This window comes from Desulfobacter latus, from assembly GCF_013389365.1.
GTDB lineage: Bacteria > Desulfobacterota > Desulfobacteria > Desulfobacterales > Desulfobacteraceae > Desulfobacter > Desulfobacter latus.
Window position 1 is genome coordinate 54,634 of the sequence record NZ_JACADJ010000010.1, and the last position, 14,849, is coordinate 69,482.

At 47.2% G+C, this 14,849-nt stretch carries 16 protein-coding genes and 1 tRNA gene; 12 read left to right on the plus strand and 5 right to left on the minus strand.

Annotated features, from left to right (window positions below; genetic code table 11):
- Positions 1 to 6 precede the first annotated feature (6 nt).
- Positions 7 to 1,485, minus strand: coding sequence for a lysine--tRNA ligase (gene lysS / locus HXW94_RS04980; protein WP_178365792.1), 1,479 nt, complete (start codon positions 1,483 to 1,485; stop codon positions 7 to 9).
- 231 nt (positions 1,486 to 1,716) lie between these two features.
- Here lysS and HXW94_RS04985 point away from each other — a divergent pair, with 231 nt between their 5' ends.
- The 4 genes from HXW94_RS04985 (at position 1,717) to HXW94_RS05000 (ending at position 6,630) form a co-directional block, all read left to right on the plus strand.
- Positions 1,717 to 2,385 (plus strand): XTP/dITP diphosphatase, encoded by a 669-nt coding sequence (locus HXW94_RS04985; protein ID WP_178365793.1) that lies wholly within the window; start codon positions 1,717 to 1,719, stop codon positions 2,383 to 2,385.
- On the plus strand, positions 2,378 to 2,968 hold the full coding sequence (locus HXW94_RS04990; RefSeq protein ID WP_178365794.1) for a nitroreductase family protein: 591 nt from the start codon (positions 2,378 to 2,380) through the stop codon (positions 2,966 to 2,968). The genes HXW94_RS04985 and HXW94_RS04990 overlap by 8 nt, the downstream gene beginning before the upstream one ends.
- A gap of 2 nt (positions 2,969 to 2,970) precedes the next feature.
- The gene (locus HXW94_RS04995) at positions 2,971 to 4,740 is read left to right on the plus strand and encodes a B12-binding domain-containing radical SAM protein (protein ID WP_178365795.1); all 1,770 of its coding nucleotides are present in this window, start codon (positions 2,971 to 2,973) and stop codon (positions 4,738 to 4,740) included.
- 117 nt (positions 4,741 to 4,857) lie between these two features.
- Entirely contained in the window at positions 4,858 to 6,630 is a 1,773-nt protein-coding gene (locus HXW94_RS05000) for a DUF6178 family protein (RefSeq protein ID WP_178365796.1), read from the plus strand.
- Between the two features lie 106 nt (positions 6,631 to 6,736).
- On the opposite strand, the gene HXW94_RS05005 is transcribed toward HXW94_RS05000, so the two are convergent.
- From HXW94_RS05005 to HXW94_RS05020, 4 genes are all read right to left on the minus strand, one after another.
- The gene (locus HXW94_RS05005) at positions 6,737 to 7,477 is read right to left on the minus strand and encodes a response regulator transcription factor (RefSeq protein WP_178365797.1); all 741 of its coding nucleotides are present in this window, start codon (positions 7,475 to 7,477) and stop codon (positions 6,737 to 6,739) included.
- The gene (locus HXW94_RS05010) at positions 7,447 to 8,463 is read right to left on the minus strand and encodes a sensor histidine kinase (RefSeq protein WP_178365798.1); all 1,017 of its coding nucleotides are present in this window, start codon (positions 8,461 to 8,463) and stop codon (positions 7,447 to 7,449) included. Before HXW94_RS05010 ends, HXW94_RS05005 begins: the two co-directional genes overlap by 31 nt.
- A 107-nt stretch (positions 8,464 to 8,570) precedes the next feature.
- Complete coding sequence (locus tag HXW94_RS05015) at positions 8,571 to 8,774, minus strand: cold-shock protein (protein ID WP_178365799.1); 204 nt, start codon at positions 8,772 to 8,774, stop codon at positions 8,571 to 8,573.
- A gap of 365 nt (positions 8,775 to 9,139) precedes the next feature.
- Positions 9,140 to 9,215: transfer RNA gene (locus tag HXW94_RS05020), tRNA-Asn, on the minus strand.
- A gap of 140 nt (positions 9,216 to 9,355) precedes the next feature.
- Here HXW94_RS05020 and HXW94_RS05025 point away from each other — a divergent pair.
- The 8 genes from HXW94_RS05025 (at position 9,356) to HXW94_RS05060 (ending at position 14,846) form a co-directional block, all read left to right on the plus strand.
- Complete coding sequence (locus tag HXW94_RS05025; protein ID WP_178365800.1) at positions 9,356 to 9,661, plus strand: hypothetical protein; 306 nt, start codon at positions 9,356 to 9,358, stop codon at positions 9,659 to 9,661.
- Positions 9,662 to 9,771: 110 nt separating this feature from the next.
- Positions 9,772 to 10,218, plus strand: a complete 447-nt coding sequence (locus tag HXW94_RS05030) for a SoxR reducing system RseC family protein (RefSeq protein WP_178365801.1) — start codon at positions 9,772 to 9,774, stop codon at positions 10,216 to 10,218.
- A gap of 129 nt (positions 10,219 to 10,347) precedes the next feature.
- Complete coding sequence (locus HXW94_RS05035) at positions 10,348 to 10,713, plus strand: cytochrome c3 family protein (protein ID WP_178365802.1); 366 nt, start codon at positions 10,348 to 10,350, stop codon at positions 10,711 to 10,713.
- A gap of 79 nt (positions 10,714 to 10,792) precedes the next feature.
- Positions 10,793 to 12,064 carry a 4Fe-4S dicluster domain-containing protein gene (locus HXW94_RS05040; RefSeq protein ID WP_178365803.1) on the plus strand — a complete coding sequence of 424 codons (1,272 nt, stop codon included), beginning with the start codon at positions 10,793 to 10,795 and terminating at the stop codon, positions 12,062 to 12,064.
- Between the two features lie 16 nt (positions 12,065 to 12,080).
- On the plus strand, positions 12,081 to 13,046 hold the full coding sequence (locus tag HXW94_RS05045) for an RnfABCDGE type electron transport complex subunit D (RefSeq protein ID WP_178365804.1): 966 nt from the start codon (positions 12,081 to 12,083) through the stop codon (positions 13,044 to 13,046).
- Positions 13,039 to 13,620, plus strand: coding sequence for an RnfABCDGE type electron transport complex subunit G (gene rnfG / locus HXW94_RS05050; protein WP_178365805.1), 582 nt, complete (start codon positions 13,039 to 13,041; stop codon positions 13,618 to 13,620). The genes HXW94_RS05045 and rnfG overlap by 8 nt, the downstream gene beginning before the upstream one ends.
- A 24-nt stretch (positions 13,621 to 13,644) precedes the next feature.
- Positions 13,645 to 14,253 carry an electron transport complex subunit RsxE gene (rsxE, locus tag HXW94_RS05055; protein ID WP_178365806.1) on the plus strand — a complete coding sequence of 203 codons (609 nt, stop codon included), beginning with the start codon at positions 13,645 to 13,647 and terminating at the stop codon, positions 14,251 to 14,253.
- A 17-nt stretch (positions 14,254 to 14,270) separates the two neighbouring features.
- The gene (locus HXW94_RS05060; RefSeq protein ID WP_178365807.1) at positions 14,271 to 14,846 is read left to right on the plus strand and encodes an electron transport complex protein RnfA; all 576 of its coding nucleotides are present in this window, start codon (positions 14,271 to 14,273) and stop codon (positions 14,844 to 14,846) included.
- Positions 14,847 to 14,849 lie beyond the last annotated feature (3 nt).

Consider the following 14,849-nt stretch of genomic DNA (forward strand, 5'->3'; position numbering starts at 1 on the left):
GACCTTTTATGCTTTTTTCATATGTGGAAAAAGAATCACCTCGCGTATGGAGGCGGCATCCGTCAGCAGCATGACAAGACGGTCAATACCGATCCCCTGCCCTGCCGTGGGCGGCATGCCGTATTCCAGGGCCTCGACATACTCCGTATCCATGATATGGGCTTCATCATTGCCCTCATCACGCTGGCGCACCTGCATGAGAAAGCGGTTATACTGGTCTTCAGGGTCATTGATTTCGGAAAATCCGTTGGCGATCTCCCTGCCGGCAATGAATAATTCAAACCGGTCCGTCAGTTCGGCATCGGATTCGCTTTTTCTGGACAGAGGGGAGACTTCCACCGGATATCCGGTAATGAATGTGGGCTGAATGAGTTTAGGCTCCACAAACGCATCAAAAAGTTTGGTCAGCACTTTCCCATGCCGGTCTTTTTTGGCGATTTGAATATTTTCCTTTTCAGCGTATGCAAGTAACGCCTGGGTATCGTTGATCATGGCCGGATCAATCCCCCCGATCTCCGACAGGGAATCTATCATGGAGATGCGTTTCCAGCCCTTTGAAAAATCAATGGTCAAGCCCTGGTATTCAACGCTGCCGGCTCCGGTAATCTGGGTGACAATAGTGGAAAACATCTCTTCGGTCAAGTCCATCAGATCTTCATAGGTGGCATAGGCCTGATAAAATTCGACCATGGTAAATTCCGGATTATGCCGGGTGGAAACCCCTTCGTTCCTAAAATTCCGGTTGATTTCAAACACTTTTTCAAATCCGCCGACCACCAGTCGTTTCAGATACAGTTCCGGTGCGATACGCAGGTACAGTTCCATGCCCAGGGCATTGTGCCAGGTTTTAAACGGGGTGGCTTCAGCACCGCCGGGCAACGTCTGCATCATGGGGGTTTCCACCTCCATGAATCCGTTTTCATCAAAAAACCGTCTCATGGCAGCCACAATGGCACTTCTTTTTTTAAAAATCTGCCGGGTATTTTCATTCATGATCAGATCAAGGTACCGTTGGCGGTATCTTTTTTCAGGGTCTTTGATGCCGTGAAATTTTTCAGGCAGCGGCCTTACAGACTTTGATAAAAGCTTAAAACGTTCGGCAAGCAAGGTCCATTCACCGGTTCTTGTCTGGAACAAAGGGCCTTCAACACCGATGAAATCGCCAATATCCAGTTTTTTAAACAGCGCATATACATCATCTCCCACTTTGTTTTTCTGGATATATGCCTGCATCTGCTCACCATCATCCTGGAATCTGACAAATGAGGATTTCCCCATTTTATTGACGGCCATCATACGGCCGGCCAGGCAGAATTTGCGCCCGTTTTCGCCCAGGGAACCGACATTCTTTTCTATAATGTCTTTTACGTCATGAACCCTGTGATCGGGTTTGAAATCATTGGGATACAGGCTGATGCCTTCGGTTTTTAGCTCGTTTATCTTTTCTTTACGAAGATCAAGTAGTTTGCTTGTTTTCTTATCCATAAAATAGCTGCTTTCGTTTATATTTTGGCTCCGGATTTATAACTAAAAAAAGGGCTGCTTTGTTTTGATTTAAAACTTTAAGGCACGGTAAACCCCATGAATAAAACGTGGTAAAATAGCGTTTTTGTTTAGCCTTGTCAATGACGCTCACCTTTACAAACCTTTGACCTGCACTTATACTAAGTTTTATATTATAAATAAACAGCCTAATACTGCACAAGGAGCTTTCAGGTGAAACAGATTTTAGTACTGGCCTCGACCAATAAAGGCAAAACAAAGGAATTACAAGAAAGGCTGCAAGGCTATCCGGTTGATATAAAAAACCTGTCTGATTTCGGCCCCATTCCCGAAATAATAGAGGACGGGGAGACCTTTGACGACAATGCATATAAAAAAGCGTCGTTTACGGCCAGAGTTCTGGGATACCCGGCCCTGGCGGATGACTCAGGGCTTTGCGTGGCGGCGCTGGGCGGCGCACCCGGCGTGTATTCGGCCCGTTACGCCGGAGAAAATGCCACGGACCAGGACAATGTGGATAAACTTCTGGAAGACATGAAAAATGAAGAAAACCGTAAAGCCGCTTTTGAATGTGTGATCTCCATTGCAGTGCCCACAGGTGCCGCGTTGACCTATGAAGGCCGCTGCGAAGGGGTACTCACCCGGGAACCTGCGGGCGACAACGGGTTTGGTTATGATCCGTTGTTCTTTTTCCCGGCGTTGGATAAAACCTTTGCCCAGTTATCCATGGCGGAGAAAGCAACGGTCAGCCACAGGGGAAAGGCATTGCAGGAGATCACCCAGGAGATGGATAAAATTCTGGACTGGATAGATATTCAAATGTCCCGGATCAACACCCAAACGGGCAGCTGTCTTGCACCCAAAGGGAAAAATAATGGATAAATTCAAAGAATTCAAAGAACTGGTAAAATCCAACCGGTCCTGCAGACGCTTTGACAATACGTTTGCCCTGGATACCCAGACCTTGACCGAGCTTGTGGAACTGTCCCGGTATACCGCATCCGGGGCCAACAACCAACCGCTGAAATATATTATTTCCAGCAGCCGGGAACAAAATGATCAGATTTTTTCATGTCTGACCTGGGCTGCTTATCTCAAAGATTGGAAAGGCCCGGAACCCGGGGAACAGCCCACGGGATACATCGTTATCCTGGGGGACACCACTATTGCAAACAATTTCTGGTGCGACCACGGCATTGCCGCCCAAACCCTGCTGCTTGGCGCCCGGGCAAGGGGATTGGCCGGATGTATGTTTGCCGCCATTAATATTAAAAAATTAAAAGAACTGCTCGGCATCGGTGATCACCTGGCGGTCATGCTGGTGATCGCACTTGGCAAACCCGTGGAAGAAGCCTGCATTGATGATGTGGGGGACGACGGGGATATCCGGTACTTCCGGGATGAAAATCAGGTTCACCACGTTCCCAAGCGCAAGCTTGAAGATCTCATTCTCAACGCCTTGTAACGGTGAAGATTCTATTTGTTAATCCATCCTGCCTGGATCCAAGGGTTACGGACCCGGATGCGCTTCAGGTCCCCATCGGGCTTTATTACCTGGCATCCGGGCTTCTGGACCAGGGTTTAGTATCAGGTATTTTAAATCTTGCACCGGCAGGTCCGGCCAACCCGTCGGCAAAGGGATCGGACGAGAAGGCACTTGACTTGTTCACCCAATCCATCATGCAGGAACAGCCTGATATCATCGGATTTTCCGTCACCAGCCCCACCCGGATCAATGCCATGGCATGTGCAGACAAGGCCCGGCAGATCCTGCCCGACATCCTTATTGTCTTTGGAGGACCCGGGGCCACCTTTATGGCGGACTTCCTGTTTGGCGCCTGCCCGGCCCTGGATGTAATTGTCAAAGGCGAAGGAGAGATCAGCACAACAAAACTGGTCAATGCGGCAAAACGAATAAAAAACCGTTTTGGCACCTTTCACCAGGATCAGTCCATCCAAGCTGATCTGGTACAGGACCTTAGCCGAATTCCCGGCATTGTTTACCGCAATGGACCAAACCTTCATGACACAGGCCAAACTGAACTGATAGAGAATCTGGACACCCTGCCCCACCCGTCCCGGTATTTCACTTACCAGCACCTGGCCATGTCCAGGGGATGTCCCGGGAAATGCACCTTTTGCGGCTCTCCAAAGTTCTGGGGCACCGCCCTTGTCCGCCGACACTCGCCCCAATGGCTGTTTGAAGAGATAAAGGCACTTGCCCAAAAAGGGGTAACCCATTTTTTCATCAGTGACGATACCTTTACCATGGATTGTGATGCGGTCAGGGAATTGTGCGAAAAAATTATCCGGGCAGATCTTGGCATCACCTGGAATGCCATCTCCCGGGTGGATTATATTGACGAGCGCATACTGGGCCCCATGCGCCGGGCCGGATGCATCCAGATCAGCTTCGGCATTGAATCCGGGGCTGAGCCCATCAAAAAGATCCTTGGCAAACCTATTGACAATGACACCTGCGTGGCCGCCTTTGACAAGGTGCGTGCCGCAGGGATCCTGCCCCGGGCCTATTTTATCTATGGCGCGCCGGGAGAGACGGATGCCACCATCCAGGACAGCATTGATCTTATGATCCGTTTGGGTCCGCTGAGTACGGTATTTTACATGCTGGTCACCTTCCCCGGTACAGCCCTGTATAACCGGGCATTACAGAAAGGATGGACCCATGATGGTGTCTGGCAAAAAAACATTGAAGATTTGCCCTGGTGGGAACTGGACCCGGATATGGACTTTCCCCGGGTTAAGGAATGGGGGGACCAGCTCAGGCAGGCGTTCTTTGACCACCTTGAGGCGTTTGTCAACCGTATTACCTTTTGTCCGGATAACGCATCTGCGCCCTTGCATGCTGATTTTTTATCCAGGCTTGCCATGACCTTTTCCCATGGAGAATATGCCCGGGATGAACGGGTTGGAAACGCTGAACAGATAGCAGTGAATCTGTTTGAAAAGGCGCTGCAGTTTTATCCCTGCCCCAGAGCCTTCCAGGGGCTTGCCATGATTTACCAGAAACAAAAAAATTTTACCAAGGCCATGGCCTTTCTTGATAAAGGTCTGTCCCATTTTCCAGAAGACAAGGATCTGTGCGTGTGTATGGGGGTATGCCTGATGAACATCGGTGATTTTCACACCGCGTTAACATATTTCACCCCGTTTGCCCAAGATCCGGCTTTGAGTCAATACATCAGCATATGCAAACAGAAAACAACGCTATCATAAACTTAAACGTTGAGTTTTTTATCTTACCATGAAGAACATGAAGCGCATGAAGAATAAACATAGCTGAAAAATCAATCTTCATGTCCTTTATGTTTTTAATTTGGAAGCGAGTAATATATGAACACCGATTACCAACTGACCAATAAAACCAGACAAGAACTAAAGTTACAGAAAATGCGCCGGGACATCCTTGTCAGCGAGGGCGCCAAAGCCCTTGATATGATCCTGGAGTCTCCCTCGCCTGCCACGTTAATTCAGTCTTTTCCGGATCAGGACCTTTATTATTTGATGCATAACGTCGGGGTTCATGATTTTATTCCGGTTCTGGCCCTGGCTGCGTCCAGCCAGTGGGAGTATATCCTTGATGTGGAGGTCTGGGATGATGACCGCCTGAATCCCCATATGATGACCCAGGTATTTTCCCTTCTGTTTCAAGCCGATCCCCAACGGCTTCTACGCTGGACCATCAAGGAAAAACCGGACTTTATAGAATATTATCTGTCACAAAAAATGCGTGTTGTGATCCGGGAGCATGATGAACCACCGCCCGAAGACTTTGATGACTATATCACCCTGGATGATAAATTTTACTTCAGGTTTCCCGACAATCCATCTATTGCAGATAAATATTCTGAAGAGGCACTTTTACCCCAGGACGCCTCCCGGGAAGATGGTCTGCCCGATGACGCGCCGGAATTAATCGAACAGATGTTAAAAACCCTTGCCGCCATGGACCTGTCGGTGCTTCACGGGCTGCTCCTTGAGACCTTAAGCCTTCTGCCTGCCGAAACAGAAGAGGAACAATTCCGGCAAAGAAACACCAGGCTTGCGGAGAAGGGGTTTTTACCGCCCCATGAGGCTGTTGGTATTTATCAGCCGGTCGCGAAAAAAGATTTAACACCCAGACCCGCAATCATCCGTGATTCAAATGCACCTCATTCGGATATCCCCATGCCGCCCATGTTTTTTACCCGGTTTTTAATAGGTGACAACCTGTTTGCAAAAGCCTTGGCACAAATTAATGCCCAAGGGGGAATACCGGGCCTTGACAGCGAGCTTGCCGCCCTGATCAACAAGATCATCAGTGCAGATCGAATCAAAATCCGGAACCGGGAATCCATTGAAAAGCCTATTGAAAAAACCATGTCAACCTTAAGTCTGGGTCTTGAAGTGCTTATGGACGGGTCCAAGGCCGATGTGGAAGCTGCCGAAAGTCTGATCAAAAAATATTTTCTTGAAGATATTTTCAGAACGGGTACCCGGGAAGGTGCAAGACTACAGGCCATGACGCGCAAATGGTATGAGACAAGCTTTATCGCGGCAAAAAAACTGCCTTTAAATTTTTTAGGTGAAACATACCTTGGCATTATTGGGGGGCTTATGATTCAACGGCCCATGTTTTTTGCCGACTATGCCGACAAGGTCTTGTACCGCAACTTTGCCGGCCTTTCCGATATCAGGGCCACCCGGCGGCAACTGGATGAAATCATCTGCCTGGATGATTTTCTCGACCGCCTGGATGTGGACATTACCACCTTTACCTTTGGGGTACTCACATACAAAAGTATGATCCTGACCTTATGGGTCCGGGACCGTATGGACCTGAACCGCTCAAAGCCATTGAGCCTTGCACCCATTGATATTTCTGAATTCAAAGATTTTTTTGCCCAGCTTTTCGGACCGGACGGGACCATCGGCGATGCCCAGGCAAAGGATTTGGGAATATGGGCAGCCCAGGCATCCGGCATGCATGAGGCCGATCTGCCCACGGCGCTCCAGGGCATTTTGTACAGACTTTTGCGGGAACTGGAGTCGGAATACGGTCATATCCGGATCCAGGATCTGGATCCGCGATTTATGCCTATGTTTCTTCTGGCAGGGCAGACATAAATAAATTAGCGCCCTTTGGGCGGGCTGTTAGGTAGTGGGTACTGGGTACTGGGTACTGGGTAGTGGGTAGTGGGTGCTGGGGAATGGAAATTCCTATACTATAAATTTATCCACGGGGTTCAAAAATATAGCCCACAGACCTGCGGCTTTTAAAATAAACCGGGGACTTGGGTTCAGGTTCAAAATATTTTCTGAATCTGACAATGAAATTATCCACGGTCCGGGTAGAGGTATCCCTGGCATATCCCCACCCGGCCTTAAGAAGCATTTTCCGGGACAGGGGCCTTCCCTGGTGGGCGATGAAAATCCGCAGCAACGTGATTTCCTGCTCGGTCAGGACCACTTCACCGGCGGCACACCGGGCCGTGGATGTCACAAAATCAATGTGGTTTCTCCCAAAGGAATACGAGGTCCCTTCAAATAAGGTACAATCTGATTTTTTTTCCTCTTTTCCAGGCTGTGCGTACCATTCTTTACGTTTTACAAGCCGCCCCACTCTTAAAAGGAATTCTTCCAGATCAAAAGGTTTAGACAGATAATCATCCACCCCGTATTTCAATCCCCGAACTTTATCCCGGGTGTCCCCCCGGGCCGATAAAATCAGCACCGGTATTTTTTCATCCTCCCGGCGGATGGTCTGAAGAATGGAAAATCCGTCAACCATGGGCAGCATGATATCCAGAACAATAAGATCCGGATGCCAGACTCGCCATTTTTCAAGACCTTCAATGCCGTCGGCTGCGACTTTGGCCGCATACCCCTGGAGGGTAAGGTTCAGTTTTATCCCTTCGGCAATATGAGATTCATCCTCTATGATCAGAACACGTTTTTTTTCAGCCGTTTCCATAACTCTTTATCTCTGACGCCGGCAATACTTGCCCGGGGGATGGTAATGGTGAATTTGGCGCCTTTTCCCTTACCTTCACTGGAAACCGAGGCACGCCAGCCATGAATGGCGGCAATACTTGATACAAGATACAACCCAAGGCCGGATCCTGTATTTGCCTGGTTACTATTTCTGTCCCCCTGGTAAAATTTTCGAAAAATCTTTTTTGCATCCTCTTTATCCACACCTATGCCGTTATCAATAAAATCTATGGTCACTTTCTGCAAGTAACTTTTAAACAAAATGGTCAGACAAGGTGTGCTGCTTTCATTATAGCGGACGGCATTTGAAAAAATATTGGTCAGCAAAATATCCAATAAAAAGGCATTTATCGGATACTCAAACCTACCCCCTGACGGATTTTCAATCTTTACATCAAGGTCTCTGAACAAGGACGCATTTTTCCGGCAGAAATTTTTTAAAAGTACCACCAGGCTTTCCCGGGTTACCTTTGATCCGAAATTTTGGCTTTCTATACGTGCCAGGTTGAGAATCCGGTCTATATTCTCAGTAAGCCGGTCAATATCCTTGAGCATATCCGTACTGTATTTTTTTACATCCCCAGGATCCATGGGGTGACGAATAAAGGTCTCAAGATAAAGGCGAAGGGAGGTGACAGGCGTTTTCAGTTCATGGGTGAAATTGTAAATAAAATTGTGCTGGAGCCGGAACAGGTTCACGGTTTTCTGGTAATAGATAAAGGCTAAAAAAATGCCGGCCAGCACCACGAATATCAAAAGGCTCAGGACAAGTATCGTCATACCTGTTTTGGACGGAAAAATGACCTGGGGCGCAATGTTGAACTTGAGCATCACCACCTCAAGGGCAGAACGGATCTCCATGTAAAGGCTTACCGTGAGGACCAGAAATGTGGCAAGTGCAAAAATGGAACAGGCAAAAATAAACACCGGATGGAGATACCACCGGGAAGGGTTTAGAATTTGCATGGATCAGTATTTTTCATTGTTGACCACTGAGAATAGTTAAAAACAAAAAAAGCCCCTGAGTAGGAATCTACTCAGGGGCTGAAATGTCACAGAGATAAAATGGAATATTAAATCACGGTCACATTTGCAGCTGCCGGTCCTTTGGGACCCTGTTCAATGTCGAATGAAACCTGTTCACCTTCATTGAGAGATTTAAAACCAACTGCGTTGATACCTGAGTGATGGACAAACACGTCCTTGCCACCATCTGCTTGTTCAATAAATCCAAAACCTTTTGACTCGCTAAACCACTTTACGATACCATTTGCCATGTAGGCGTTCTCCTAAATAAAAAATAGAAAATAAATCATCTCAATCTTAAAATAATAATCACTGATTTCTCAGGGAAAATATCTAAGGAAGAAACTCAAGCACTCTAAAGTCGTGCAATAGCTATAGAGCATACAGGAACGATTGAGTATGTCAAGCGAATTAAATTTATAGTATAGGAATTTCGGGCTTGATTCTATTGTCGGCCATTTCTTGTAGGGGCAATCCCTCTGTGGTTGCCCTCATTAGGACAGGCTGGGTAGCCTGCCCCCTACAGCGGCCGACGGCAGAAGATGTATTAACGGCAGGAGACATAAAAACAAAAATCCCGGCAACCTGTAGGTTGTCGGGATAATATTTTTTATGTTGGCTCCCCAGCACGGACTTGAACCGCGGACTTAGTGGTTAACAGCCACTCGCTCTGCCAACTGAGCTACTGGGGAGCAGCGTCTCTCAATCAAGACGTGTGGGTTATATACCAGCCAAAATTCGTTGTCAAGCGAATTCAACAAAAAAATTTGACATACGCTTTTCTTAATATTATTGTTATTATGAATTGAAAATTCAATAAAGGAAAATACCAATGGATATTAACAGTATTCAGGGAATGAAAGCCTATACGACTAATGTACGATTGACAGACACGGCTTCTGTTCAGACCAATAATAAGGAAGCAACAAGTGTTGAACCAAATAAGGAAATTACTCAGTCTGTCCAGGAAGCCTTTAAAGTTGAAATCACACCGGAAGCGTTAGCACTACAGGCTGAAAACACAGAGAATCCGGACAAAGAAAACCAGGATCAGCAAATAGCTCGACAAATCCAGCAGACCCAGCAAAACCAGTCTTTTCAGGGTCGGCAGGGTGGTCAGCTTGATATTATCGCCTGACATTATTAATTATATATATCATTTGAATTTAGGGCCATGACCAAAGTCCCGCCTGATTTTTTTATGGGACTTAATATGCCACGACCAACCCCTTTCCACAAGAGCGTATTATGATTACTGAAGACGGCATTGTCACCTACGCCACACCTGAAACCGCCTGGATTAAAACCACCCGCTCGGCAGCATGCGAAAGCTGTGCCTCAAAGGACTCCTGTGATGTCAGCCACCACCCTTCTGAAGAAATGACCATCATTGTTCCAAACACGCTTGGAGTAAAAAAAGAAGACCGCGTGGTTGTGGGCATTAATTCAGCATCCATGCTTTTTTTAAGTTTTTTTCTTTATGTATTCCCAATTATTTTGCTCATCATTGGCGCACTGATTGGGGATGCCCTTGCGCCTGTTTTAGAAATGAACAGATCCGCTCTGTCCATGGGGTTTGGTTTTTTACTTTTTGCACTCGCTTTTCTTGTTATCAGAAAAAAGCAGGGGGGGATGTCCCAAAAAGACAAATATAAACCCTTTCTGGTTAGAAAAAAAATCTCGATCAGATCCTGAAAATTTCACCATTATAATAAACAAATTCTCGCCACTTTTTCCTTGTAAATCTATCATCAATATACTATATACGCTCCAGTTGTGGGTTCGTCGCTAAACTCTAACCCCTAAAATATTGAGAGAAGAATTATGACATCACAACGAGACCTGAAAATAGCTGTATGCATCATGATCGTTCTTTTAGTCACAGGGATTGTATGTTATGCGTCCTTTTCCCCACCTGTTCCGGATAATCCAGTCAGACTGATGTTTCAGAACAAAGCAGGCAAAGTTTTATTCACTCACCTCATGCACACAGACGACTATTCTTTAGATTGTCTGGACTGCCACCACAACCTTGAATATGACGAAACCTACAACTGCAGCGAGTGTCATGAGGAAGAAGGTGATGAAAGCATGCCGGCCAGGGCTGACGCATTCCACGCCCAGTGCAAGGGATGCCATGAAGATTATGGTGCGGGTCCGGTAGAATGTAATGCATGTCACGCACAATAAATTTTTTCAGGATGATAGACATTGATCTGAAAAAATTTAACGCTTGGCTTAAGATTTTTACAAAACTTAAGGACTAATTATGATTAAACGATCTTTTTTCGCTCTATCCAAACCCAGGTTGACGTATGATCTGCTTGATACGTCCCTGCCATCTGCCGAGGAGTTGGCAATACCCGGCACGCTTACGCTTCTTTTGCCTGAAAAAATCGACCGCGCAAAGAAGGCTTTGATCGGCCCGGGAGATGCTGTCAAAAAAGGGCAGAAATTAAAACTGTACGACGACAGCGCACCTTATGTTTTATCTCCTGCGGCAGGTACGATCAAAGAATTTGATTCCTACGCCGATGACTTCGGCAGCACTGCAACCTATATAACGATCAAGCCGGATCCATCGGCTAAAGATGATGATCAATGGGCCCAGACAAACCTGGAACAAACCCTTGAATTTGCCGCCGATTACCTTGGGCACATTCCCGGGGCACTGCCCGTTTCAACCCTGACAAACCCAAACTACGATATCAGGACCATTGTTGTGACAGGTGCAGACACAGATATTTTGTGTGATACCTGTCAATTTGTCTGTACTGCATATGCAGGCCTGATGGTTGCCGGAGCCAAAATTCTTAAAGCGATGACCCGGGCTGATCGGATGTGCATTACAGTGCCTGAAAAACTTTCAGCCCAGGTGAACCTTGATGGGTTCAATGTTCTCAAAACATCTGATACCTACCCGTCCAATCTACCCGCCATGATAATGAAAGACCATTTTGGCAAGGCGCTTTCACCAGGGACGCTCCCTGAAGAAGAGGGGGTTTGTTTTATTCGCCCCGAGGCTTTGGTTTCCCTTGCCCGAACTTACGAAACCGGACATGCGGTATTTGATAAGATCATTACCCTGATTGACAAGGGCGGGCAAAGGCACCGGGTCAAGGCCACTATTGGTACACCCATCAGTAAAATATTATCCTGTTTTAATGTCCAAATCAATGAACAGGATAGAGTCATCATCGGCGGACCCATGCGCGGTTTTGCTACGTATACGGTGCATCACCCCGTGGTTCCGGATATGGATACACTTATGGTACAGGACAGTGATGTTATCCCGGAAATTTCGGATAATGCCTGTGTTAATTGCGGTGAGTGCGTCCGCGTCTGTCCGGCCAATGTACCCGTGAACCTGCTGGTACGGTATCTTGAAGCAAACCTTTATGAAGAGGCGGCAGACAGGTTTGATCTGGAATCCTGTATAGAGTGCGGACTTTGCGGCTATGTATGCAGGGCCGGGATTCCTTTATATCAGTATATCCGTCTGGGCAAACATGAACTGTTGACCCTTCGTGAAAATGCTTGAAGCTGGGAGAAAGCCAATGACAAACACTAAACTGATCGTTTCCCATGCCCCTTTCTGGCATAACGGAGACAGCTTGTTCCAACAGAACCTGAACTTTTTTATCGCCCTTTTACCGGCCGCCCTTTTCGGTATTTTCCATTTTGGCGCGCCTGCCCTTGGGGTGCTGGCCCTTGCCACTTCATCAGCTATGCTTTGGGAAGTGATCATGTCGGTCCTCTCCAAGAAAAAAATGGCTATAGCAGATATGGACTCTGCGATTATCGGCCTGTTGTTCGGCATGATGGTTCCGGCCACAATGCCCTGGTGGGTTGTAATCACCGGCACATTTATTGCCGTGGTCCTGGGCAAATTTGTATTTGGTGGTACCGGCGCCAATCCCTTCCATCCAACGCTGGTGGGTATTGCAATTCTCACGATGTCCTGGCCCGCCTTCTTGGACTTTGATACGGCGTATGTATCATATCAATTTGATTTCACTGCCCTTGCACCTCTGGCGGCGCTGAAAGCCCAGGGTACATACGCGCTGGCCTCATTTTCCAATTATGATCTGCTCATGGGCAACGAAGTGGGCGGTATCGGTTCCACGTTCGGGCTCGGCATCATAATCGGCGGCATTTATCTGATATTAAAAGGGTATGCACGCTGGGAAATTGTGGCATCATTCATTGCAGGCGTTTTGATTACTGCAACGCTTTTCTTTGTACTCCATCCTGACACATATGCCCCGCCCCTGTTCCACCTGCTTTCAGGATATACCCTTATAGGTGCTTTCTTTCTGGCTGTGGAAAATTCATCCTCACCGGTTAATCGTATCCCCATGCTGATTTATGGATTTTTAGGTGGTTTAATGATCATTCTGGTCCGTAATATTGGTATCTATCCGGACGGAACGGTCCTGGCGATCCTGTTGATCAACCTTGTCAATCCATTGATTGACACAATAAGACCCAAAGCTCTTGGAAAGGGGGTGCCCAATGCGTGAAATGTTAAGTATGATTGTGGTACTGACCGTTCTTACGGCAGTATCCGGCGGTCTTCTGGCAGCTGTTAAGGTGAAAACCGAACCCCGGATTGAAGAACAGGTACTGAAATTTCAAAAAGCCCCTGCCATCAAGGCTATCTTTGCCGATGCGACCAATGATCCCATCAAAGAACGCTTTAATGTCAAGGCTGAAGACACTGAGCTGCAAGTTTTCCCCAGTACTTTGGCAGATGGAATAAAGGCTGTTGCATTTGAAGCAAAGGGAACCGGATTCGGCGGTCCTATCGGGCTGATGGTAGGCGTAAACCTTGACACCGATGAAATCATTGCCGTGCGGGTGACCACCCATGCCGAAACACCAGGCATCGGTTCCAGGGCCAAAGAAGACCTTTCCTTTGTAGGCCAGTTTGCTGGCATGTCCATGGCATCAAATTTTGGCACAAAAGGCCAGGGCGGCGACATTGATGCCATGTCCGGGGCCACGGTGACATCTGTTGGTGTCAGCCAGGCCGCAGTGGCAGCCCAAAATCTATACAAGAAACTGAAACCTGAAATTGTTAAACAGATGAATTAATAAGGTCATTCAGGAGATATAATTATGGCACAATCCCTGGTAAAAGAATTTACAAAAGGACTTTGGGCTGAGATTCCCTTGTTCCGGCTGGTCCTTGGGCTATGCCCGGCCCTTGCCGTGACCAAAACGTGTGAGAACGGTATCGGCATGGGAATGGCGACCACCTTTGTCCTTTTGTTTTCAAACATTTTGGTCTCCATGCTTAGAAATATAATTCCCTCAAAGGTCAGAATTGCCTGCTACATCGTCATTATAGCAACTTTTGTAACCATCGTTGAATTTGTGATGCAGGCATATACCTATGAACTGTTCCTGAAACTCGGTATTTTTATCCCCTTGATCGTTGTAAACTGTGTCGTACTAGGCCGGGCCGAAGCGTTTGCCGGAAAAAATACCGTAATGCTCTCGGCGGCAGACGGTCTTGGCATGGGTATCGGGTTTACTTTGGCACTGTCTTCCCTTGGCGCGGTGCGTGAGCTTATCGGTGCCGGTACCCTGACCGTGTGGGGCGGCACACCTCTTTTTACAATCGGGCATGGATATATTCCTTTTCAATTTATGGTTGAAGCCCCCGGTGCATTTGTGGGCCTGGGTATGATGCTCTGCCTGATGAATCTCATCGGAAAAAAATAAGGTAAGGAGATATTAATATGGGTGATTTATTTGTCCTGGCAATCAGTTGTATTTTCATTAACAATATTCTCCTTGCTCAATTCCTCGGCAACTGTCCTTTCCTGGGCACCTCCAAAAAGATGGAAACTGCTGTAGGCATGGCAATGGCTGTTATATTTGTTCTGGTCATGGCAGGCATGATAACCTGGATTGTGGATTTATACCTGCTCAAGGCCCTGAATGTAGAATTTCTGCGGACAGTGTCTTTTATTCTGGTTATTGCGTCTCTGGTTCAATTCGTGGAAATGTTTTTAAAAAAGAGTATCCCGGGACTCTATGCAGGCCTTGGTATCTTTCTTCCACTGATCACAACCAACTGTGCGGTTATGGGTGTGTGTCTGATCAACATCAAGGAAGAATACACCTTTATTCAGGCGCTGGTATCTTCTTTTGCCTATGCCGTAGGTTTTGGCCTTGCGCTTATTCTGTTCGCCGGCGTCAGGGAACGCGTTATCCTTGCCCGGGTACCAAAAGCGTTGCAGGATACCTCTATCGGCCTTATAACGGCGGGCATGATCGCACTGGTCTTCACCGTTTTCAGGGGCATGGTTTAGTTT